The organism is Huintestinicola sp., assembly GCF_051882455.1.
Classification (GTDB): domain Bacteria; phylum Bacillota; class Clostridia; order Oscillospirales; family Ruminococcaceae; genus Huintestinicola.
Genome location: NZ_JBJERV010000058.1, coordinates 1 through 8321, shown reverse-complemented (window position 1 = coordinate 8321; position 8321 = coordinate 1). Strand labels below are relative to the sequence as shown.

The window sequence follows — 8321 nt, the reverse complement described above, 5'->3', positions numbered from 1 at the left end:
ATGAAAAGGAGTATCTCAGAAGCGATGAAAGCGAGCTGAAAGAGGTCAGCAGGACCTTTGCGGACATTGGCGGCGTTCCCAATTATGCCCGTGTTTACGCTGTTTTCGGTCAGGTCACAGAGGGTATGGATATCGTAGAAAAGATATGCGCCTCGGGTGATGTGGTCGTTACGGTCGAGGCGATAAGCTTTAGTTAAACATATGAAAACACGCAGACAAACGGACAAAACCGCTTGCCTGCGTGCTTTTTTTATTCATCCTCATCAAGAGGTACGATGGAGGTAACAGAGCCGCTGTACTTGTCATATTCGCCAACGCTGCCCATAATGCGGACGGTCTTGTCCAGCTTTTCCGTTTCAACGATAAATTCCACCATATCGCCGTGACCCTCCCAGAGCTCCACATAGCGGTTTGAGGGGTCGGTGTGGCAGTCGGCTTTGATATCGCCCACAATGGCGGTGAATGTATTTCCCGAGTCAAGGGTTATCTCGAAGCGTTCTCCGCAGCTGTCGGCATAGGCAGTTCCCAGCGCAACGCACACATCACCGTCAATGCGGCGTATACCCTGGCTGTCGGTGTATGCTTCCTGCTGCAGAGCGTACTGCACAGATTTGGTATTTGTGATGGCGCGGTAATCCATATATGTCTTGAACTCCGTGTTCACATTGGGAATGGGCAGTGACTCCTCATATGCGCCTGCGGCTGCGCAGGCGGCAGCTTCAAATATCACCGCCGATAAAACTACAGAAATAATTTTCTTCATCATATCAGTTCCTCTCTGCTATATTTTTGACAGATATGGTTTGATTTATTCAAGCCTCAGTCAGTATAACAGAGCGGAAAAATGAAAAAAGAGGAATGATGACGAAAACTTAAAAAATCGGAAAACAGCTCAGTCTCACCGTTTTCCGATTTTTTATTTTGGTTATTATTACAGGTCTATTTTTGAAAAGCAGTTCATACTTTGACCCAAAAAAATGGGGATTTTTTCCACATATCGGCATTGCTGCCTGTTTCAAAACAAAAAGCAGACAAATGAGGGTAGTTTTTTATATCGCTGTTATGCTTTTTTGCCCAGGCACTGCTTGGAACAGATAGGATTGCCTCAAATTCCATTGTCCAGACTTTTTTTATTTTTCCCTGTTGAACTTTTTTATAATAATCAGCACCATTTACTAATGCTGCACATCTTGAATATAAAAAGGTGTCATCTGAATGATCATAGTATTTACAGGCTGTTTTAAAATTTTTCCTTGTGTCAAGAGCATACAATAATTCGGACATAATATCATCGAAGGAAAAGATCTCCTCATCGGATAGCTGTGACAAATATTCGATCAAAGGCTTAAGAACTTCATCATCATTGCCTGATTTGTCCCAATCGCAGATCGTCATTAGGCTTGAAAAAAACTGTTCCGTAGTCATTTTTATATTCTCCTCCAAATCCCGGTTAGTAAAACAATTACATATTTCTTACGTTACCGAGCCGTCAGTCTGCTGCCCGAACAAACTATAGAACGTCTCGCTGCGGGTCGTCACCCGCCATAAATCTGCCTTGCAGCGTCAACGGTAGCCTTTGCGTCCTTGGCATAGAAATCTGCCCCTATCTTTTCGGCGTATTCGGGAGTGAGAACAGCGCCGCCCACAACTATCTTGATGTCGGGCTTTACCTTTCGGAGCAGTGCAATGGTCTCCTCCATTGACTTGAGGGTGGTGGTCATAAGTGCGGAAAGACCCACAAGCTTAACATCGTCGGGCATTGCCGCGTCCGCAACAGCCTGATATTCCACATCTCTGCCCAGGTCAATGACCTCATAGCCGTAATTTTCAAGCAGCACCTTAACGATATTCTTGCCGATATCGTGGATATCGCCCTTGACTGTGGCAAGCACGACCTTGCCCTTGGAAACCGAGCTGCCTTCCTTGCTTATCTTTGACTTGATGACCTCGAAAGCCGCCTGCGCCACTCCTGCGGAGAGGATAAGCTGGGGCAGGAATATCTTGCCGCTCTCAAAATCCGCGCCCGTCCTGTCAAGAGCGGGGATAAGCATATCGTCAACTATGACCATGGGGTCGGTGGTCTCGAGAAGCTTTTCGGTAATGGCTGCCCCGTCCTGCTTGAGACCATTCTGCACAGCGAAAAGAAGTCCCTCGGGGCTGACGTTCAGCTCTCCCGAACCCTTTGGAGCAGGCGGGGGAGTGGCATTATTATATGCGGCAATAAATTCAGCAGCGTTTTTGTCAATATTTGTAAGCAGCTTGTACGCCCTTACAGCGCCTGTCATTGCGGGAATATTTGGATTGATTATGGGCAGGTCAAGTCCGTGAGAAAGGCATATCTGTAAGAAATTGCTGTTGATAAGCTCGCGGTTGGGCAGTCCGAAGGAGATGTTCGACACGCCGAGAACGGTTTTCAGTCCCAGCTCCTGCTTTACACGGTACAGGGCATTGACCGTTTCCATAACGCCCTCCTGCTCGGCGGAGGCGGTGAGAGTAAGGCAGTCGATAAAAATATCCTGCTTTGGAATGCCCATCTCCATTGCCCTGTGCATTATCTTTTCGGCAATGGCAAAGCGCTTGTCGGCGGTCTTGGGTATGCCGTTCTCGTCAAGGGCAAGTCCCACCACCGCTGCGCCGTATTTCTTAACAATGGGGAGAATTGTTTCAAGGGATCTTTCCTCGCCGTTTACCGAGTTTACTATTGCCTTGCCGTTATAAACTCTCAGCGCCGCTTCAATGACCTCGGGAATGGTGGAGTCAATCTGCAAAGGCAGGTCTGTAACGCCCTGGAGCGCCTTGACGGTGCGGACCATCATTGCCTTTTCGTCAATATCGGGAAGTCCCACATTCACATCGAGAATGTCTGCGCCTGCTCCCGCCTGCTCGATAGCCTGTCCGAGAATGTAGCCTATATCACCGCTCTTGAGTGCCTCCTTGAAGCGCTTTTTGCCCGTAGGATTGATGCGCTCGCCGATAATTCGGGGCTGGTCTATAACGCAGGTATTTGCGTAGGAGCATACTGCGGCAGGGATATCAACAGCCCGCTCTACAGCGTGCTTACCGCTCAGCTTTTCGGTCAGCGCCTTTATATATTCGGGGCTTGTTCCGCAGCAGCCGCCGAGTATCTTAACGCCCATATCGGAAAACTCTGCGGCAGCTATGGCAAATTCCTCGGGGGTGACATTGTAAAGATTTGTGTTGGGGTCGGGCAGTCCTGCATTGGGCTTAACAGCCACAGGGAGAGTCGTCCATCTGCAAATTTCCTCCACCACAGGCATAAGCTCCGTGGGACCCAGAGAGCAGTTAACGCCTATAGCGTCAGCTCCAAGTCCTTCCAAGGTGAGAGCCATTGCCGAGCAGGAGCAGCCTGTGAATGTCCTTCCGTTCTGCTCAAAGGTCATTGTGCAGATGACGGGCTTGTCCGAATTTTCCTTTGCGGCAAGGAGAGCAGCTTTGACCTCAAGAAGGTCGGTCATTGTCTCGATGACAATAAGGTCTGCCTCCTCGGCGGCAAGTACCTCTTCCTTGAAAATGTCATATGCTTCCTCAAAGGAAAGGCTGCCCGTAGGCTCGAGAAGCTGTCCGATAGGACCTATATCAAGAGCGGCATAAGCTTCCCGTCCGCTCTTTTTGCAGGCATTTTTAGCGCAGGCAATTCCTGCTCCGATAAGCTCCTTTACGGTGTGACCGCTGCCCTCAAGCTTGTAGCGGTTTGCGCCGAAGGTGTTTGCATAGACGATGTCCGAGCCTGCTTCGATGTACATCGAATGGATATTTTCGATTATTTCGGGGTGGGTAATGTTCAGCAGTTCGGGTGTCTCTCCGGTTTTCAGTCCGCTTTTCTGGAGCATTGTTCCCATTGCGCCGTCTAAGAATACAAATTCACGTTCTGACAGTAATTTTTTAAGATCCACAGTGGAGTCCTCTCTTTCTGAATTGGCAGCGCTCCCTCATATTGCAGGTAACGCAGCCTCTTTTCCTTTGCGGCAGGGGAGCGTCCGACACGCCCATAACTGCGGTAACGGATTTTACGGGGGCAAGCATTCTGCTGTCGGAGGTGCAGAGCCCGATCTTTCTCGGAGCGTCAAGCACGTCAAGAAGCTGCTTTTGTATCTCAATGGGAAAATCGCCGTAGCCGGGGGAGTACCGCCATGTAAAATATTTCCCGGGAAATTCACCTCTGATAATGCTTTCAGCCTCGTTCATAACCTGCTCGACCGCGGCTCCCGCAAATGCGTCTGCAATGACCGCCTTTGCCATATCTTCGATCTGCAGGACTCTTATAAGCCTGTCCGCTCCGCTTCCCACAGTGCCGCACATCAGGATAATTCCCGAACAGCCTTCAAGATGCTCCGCAATTTCCTTTCCCTCAAGGGGCAGGGTGCAGCCTTCTGCAGCGGGTCTGCCGTTTTCAAAGCTCAGGGGAATATATTTATAGAGATATTTTGGCGTAACGACCTCAAGAAGCCTGCTTTCACATTCGTCAAGGTAGACGGAAGCGGTCTCCCCGATGCTCTTTTCATCGTGACAGGCAAGGTATCTGAGTGCTTCGCTTCGGTCGATGGAAGTAAGCTTTATCATTTCAGCAATCCTTTTACGGCAGAGTAAATTTTCTCCGCAACATAGGGGTTGTTCATGGTGTACAGATGTATCCCGTCCACACCGCCCGCTATGAGGTCGGTTATCTGGTCAACGGCATATGCAATGCCTGCGTCCCTGAGAGCCTCGGGAGAATTTTCGTATTTCGCCATCATTCGGCTGAATTTTGCAGGAAGGCTTGCCCCGCACATTGACACCATGCGCTCTATCTGCTTTTTATTCACAACGGGCATAATTCCCGCTTCAATGGGAACGTTCACCCCTGCAATGCGCGCCTTTTCCAGAAATTCAAAAAAGATATTGTTATCGAAAAAGAGCTGTGACATAAGATGCTCCGCTCCTGCGTCCACCTTTTCCTTTAAGTGGCGGATATCGGTTATCATGTCGGGCGCCTCAATGTGGCACTCGGGATAGCAGGCGGCGGAGATGTGGAAATCTCCCTTTTCCCTGATGTAGGAAATAAGCTCGCAGGCGTAGTTAAAATCGTGCTTGGGCGGGCGCTCGGGATTTATGTCGCCGCGAAGAGCAAGGATATTTTCAATGCCGCGTTTTTTCAGGTCGTCAAGGAGGATATCAATGTCCTCACGGGTGTTGCTTACGCAGGTAAGATGAGCGCAGGACTCGACACCCAGCTCATTTTTGATGTATGAAGCTATCTCCCCTGTGATATTGTCGCCGTCGGTGCCGCCTGCGCCGTAGGTAACGCTGATAAAGGCAGGGTCGAGAGCTTTTAAGCTGTCAAGGGTGGTGTAGATGGTGTCGGCAGGCATATTTTTCTTCGGGGGAAAGACCTCGCAGGAAAATACGCATTTGCCGTTTCCGAAAAGCTGTGATATTTTCATAGGGTTCCTTTCTTTTTACATTATGCCTCGGGACTTGTTCTGAAAGGCGCAACGGGTATTCCGTTCTTGCCGAACAGGGTCACTTCCGCATAATTTGTCCACTTGAAGCGAGCAAATTTAGGCTCCTTAACTTCGGGGCTTGTAAGGCGAATTTTTCCGCCGCTGAGTATCTGCGCCGCAGCATTGTGGTATTCCTTGTCATCTCCCGCAACCTCAAAGCCGCTGGGGGTGTCCTCATTTCTGAGGTCAAAGCCGTCGGAAGCATACTTAAATTCCAGAATGAAGCAGTCCTCCTCGGGATAGGAGCGGTAATAAACGGGACCGTAAGCCTCGGCAGGGGAAAGCTTGCCGTAAACGTGGCACATTGCCTGCTTTTCGAGACGTTCGCCTACGGGTATCTTGTTTACGGGGTGGATATTTCCGTACTCGCCGCAGTCAAGGGTAACGGCAATGCCCGTATTTGCGGTGGTGAGGTGGGTGTTCATCTGAGCCTCTCTGATAAGGCACCAGTTCTTTCTGTCCTCCTCGCCCCGGTTTATGAACATGGGCAGCTGGACCATGATGAAGGGCATTTCGGGGTCGTTCCAGTCGGTGCGCCACTGGGAGATAAGCATTTTAAGGAGCTTTTCATACATCTGAGGCTTGTGGTCATCGGACTCGCCCTGATAGTAAATAAATCCCTTTGCGCTGTAGGGAGCGATACGCTTTAGCATGGTCTCGTAAAGTCCGCCCGCTCTGAAAGGAGACTTGGGACCTAAAGGCTCGGGCCATCTTGAAGGGCTGCCTGCGTATTCCTGTGCCTCGTCCCAGCTTCCCTCGGGATTATTTTGGTAAAACTCGTTTATCTTGGGCTGCCACTCAGCCTCCCATTCGCGGTATTCACGAAGCTCCTTGAGGTAATCCTCAAAGCTCTTGCCCTCCATTGCCTTGTCATACTCGTCAACATAGGTCCTGGTGTCCTCGTCTCTCACAAGATTTTTCCTGTCTATCCAGTTGGAGGCGGAGGTGCCGCCCCAGTTGCAGCCGATGATACCAACGGTAACGCCCAGGTCTGACGCCAGCTTTTTGCCGAAGTAGTAGCCCACAGCCGACCAGCAGCGTGAATTTTCCGCAGAGGGCAGCGCCCAGCCGCCGTTTTTCTCGTCAATGTAGAAAAACTCGTCTATGTAGGGATTTTTCTTAGTGTAATAAAAGCGGACGCCCGAATTTTCGCAGGCGGCAAGCTCGGCTTCGGCGTGACACTCGTTCTGAAGCTCAAGCTCCATATTGGACTGACCTCCCGCGATCCACACCTCGCCTATCATAATGTCGCTGATGGTAAGGCTTTCGCTGCCGTCGGTGAGGGTAAGCTCGTAAGGACCGCCGTAGGTGTTTACGGGGGGGAAGGTTATCTGCCAGCGGTTGTCAATGCAGAGGGTGTCGGCGGTGTAGCCGCAGAATGAGGCGGTTATCTTCCTGCCGCTGTAATCGTGACCCCAAATTACGATAGGCTTACCCATCTGAATGACCATATGGTCGGTGAATATTGCTGCTGTGGTGAGTGCTCCCATTTTATTCTGACCCCTTTCGGTAAAATATACAAAGAAAGTTTATTCCTTTCAGCGTGTCGCTGAAGCCATCTCGTTGGTGAAATAGCAATAATTTCCCTCTTTTGTGGCTCGGTAACTTACGTATTTAAGCCAAATTATGCAGGTGAACTTTTGTCCGATGCAAGATCTCGGCTTTTTCGACAGACTGAAAGAAAGTTTATTCCTTTTTATTTTACATCATTTTTCCTATAAAATCAATAGTATTTATTTAAATTTTCATACCGTGAAAAAAATTGAAAAATGCTTGACAAAGTGGGAACTGTGTGCTATAATGACATCATCAAAACGGACAAGGAGTGTTAAGATGCGCAAATAATTTCCGATAATTTTTGTAATGCATACATTTTTTTGCCGCATTTTTATGCGGTGTGTTTGCCGTGCAATTTTATTCGGGAATTATAGCTTCATTAACTGTCTGTCCGTCAGCTTTCAGACATATGGCAGTGTGCTTTTCTGCGCATATGCTTTTTCTGAAATTATTCCCGAAATTTCGGTGTATGAATGGTCATGGCAGCTTTGGGCTTTTCCCGGAGCTGCCTTTTTGCGTTTGTACGGCGATGAAAGGGGGACGTTTTTATGTCAGTTATTTCTGTAAACGGTCTCAGCTTCGGTTATGACGGAGCCGAGGAAAATATTTTTGAGAATGTGGATCTACAGCTGGATACGTCCTGGAGACTGGGTCTCACAGGGCGAAACGGCAGGGGAAAGACCACCTTTCTGCGGCTGCTGACGGGCGAGCTGGAGTATCAAGGAAAAATTACCGCATCGGTGGATTTTTACCGCTTTCCCTTTCGCCCCGAGGACGAGAGCCTGCCTGCATCTGATATTATCAGAGGTATCTGTCGGGGCAGGGAGGAATGGGAGATAGACTGTGAGCTTTCCATGCTGGGGCTTGACCCGAGCATTACCGAAAGACCCTTTTATACCCTTTCGGGGGGCGAACGGACAAAGCTGCTGCTTGCGGCAATGTTCCTGGCGGAAAACTGTTTCCTGCTCATTGACGAGCCTACCGATAACCTTGACTCCGAAACACGAGAGGCGGTGGGAGATTATCTGTCCTCGAAAAGCGGCTTTATCCTTGTTTCCCACGACAGAGCGCTCCTTGACCGCTGCACCGACCACATTATGAGCATAAACCGGAACAGCATTTCCGTTACAAAGGGCAATTACAGCGTGTGGCAGCGTGAAAAGGAGCTTGCCGACAGCAGAGAGCTTGAGGAAAACAGGCGGCTCAGAAAGGAGATAGGCAGGCTTACCGATGCGGCAAGGCGCACCGCCGAATGGGCAGACC

At 49.6% G+C, this 8321-nt stretch carries 7 protein-coding genes and 1 pseudogene; 2 read left to right on the top strand and 6 right to left on the bottom strand.

What is annotated here, in order from left to right:
* Positions 1–197: pseudogene (locus ACI4J0_RS07665) on the top strand (hypothetical protein); the annotation flags it as partial.
* Positions 198–250: 53 nt separating this feature from the next.
* Here ACI4J0_RS07665 and ACI4J0_RS07660 read toward each other — a convergent pair.
* From ACI4J0_RS07660 to ACI4J0_RS07635, 6 genes are all read right to left on the bottom strand, one after another.
* Positions 251–766 carry a hypothetical protein gene (locus ACI4J0_RS07660; RefSeq protein WP_439765226.1) on the bottom strand — a complete coding sequence of 172 codons (516 nt, stop codon included), beginning with the start codon at positions 764–766 and terminating at the stop codon, positions 251–253.
* A 191-nt stretch (positions 767–957) separates the two neighbouring features.
* The gene (locus tag ACI4J0_RS07655) at positions 958–1425 is read right to left on the bottom strand and encodes a DUF4240 domain-containing protein (protein ID WP_439765225.1); all 468 of its coding nucleotides are present in this window, start codon (positions 1423–1425) and stop codon (positions 958–960) included.
* Positions 1426–1535: 110 nt separating this feature from the next.
* Positions 1536–3914 carry a homocysteine S-methyltransferase family protein gene (locus tag ACI4J0_RS07650; RefSeq protein ID WP_439765224.1) on the bottom strand — a complete coding sequence of 793 codons (2379 nt, stop codon included), beginning with the start codon at positions 3912–3914 and terminating at the stop codon, positions 1536–1538.
* Positions 3904–4581: a vitamin B12 dependent-methionine synthase activation domain-containing protein gene (locus tag ACI4J0_RS07645; protein WP_439765223.1), complete on the bottom strand. Its 678-nt coding sequence runs from the start codon at positions 4579–4581 to the stop codon at positions 3904–3906. Before ACI4J0_RS07645 ends, ACI4J0_RS07650 begins: the two co-directional genes overlap by 11 nt.
* Entirely contained in the window at positions 4578–5441 is an 864-nt protein-coding gene (gene metF / locus ACI4J0_RS07640; RefSeq protein ID WP_439765222.1) for a methylenetetrahydrofolate reductase [NAD(P)H], read from the bottom strand. The genes ACI4J0_RS07645 and metF overlap by 4 nt, the downstream gene beginning before the upstream one ends.
* A 20-nt stretch (positions 5442–5461) precedes the next feature.
* Positions 5462–6991, bottom strand: coding sequence for a sialate O-acetylesterase (locus ACI4J0_RS07635; protein ID WP_439765221.1), 1530 nt, complete (start codon positions 6989–6991; stop codon positions 5462–5464).
* 615 nt (positions 6992–7606) lie between these two features.
* On the opposite strand from ACI4J0_RS07635, the gene ACI4J0_RS07630 reads away from it, so the two are divergent.
* On the top strand, positions 7607–8321 hold a 715-nt coding region (locus tag ACI4J0_RS07630), incomplete at its 3' end, for an ATP-binding cassette domain-containing protein (RefSeq protein ID WP_439765220.1).

What these genes read in the sequence shown, in the direction of transcription:
- ACI4J0_RS07660 (WP_439765226.1), bottom strand. Translation starts at nt 766, where the DNA reads ATGATGAAGAAAATTATTTCTGTAGTTTTATCGGCGGTGATATTTGAA.
- ACI4J0_RS07655 (WP_439765225.1), bottom strand. Translation starts at nt 1,425, where the DNA reads ATGACTACGGAACAGTTTTTTTCAAGCCTAATGACGATCTGCGATTGG.
- ACI4J0_RS07645 (WP_439765223.1), bottom strand. Translation starts at nt 4,581, where the DNA reads ATGATAAAGCTTACTTCCATCGACCGAAGCGAAGCACTCAGATACCTT.
- metF (WP_439765222.1), bottom strand. Translation starts at nt 5,441, where the DNA reads ATGAAAATATCACAGCTTTTCGGAAACGGCAAATGCGTATTTTCCTGC.
- ACI4J0_RS07635 (WP_439765221.1), bottom strand. Translation starts at nt 6,991, where the DNA reads ATGGGAGCACTCACCACAGCAGCAATATTCACCGACCATATGGTCATT.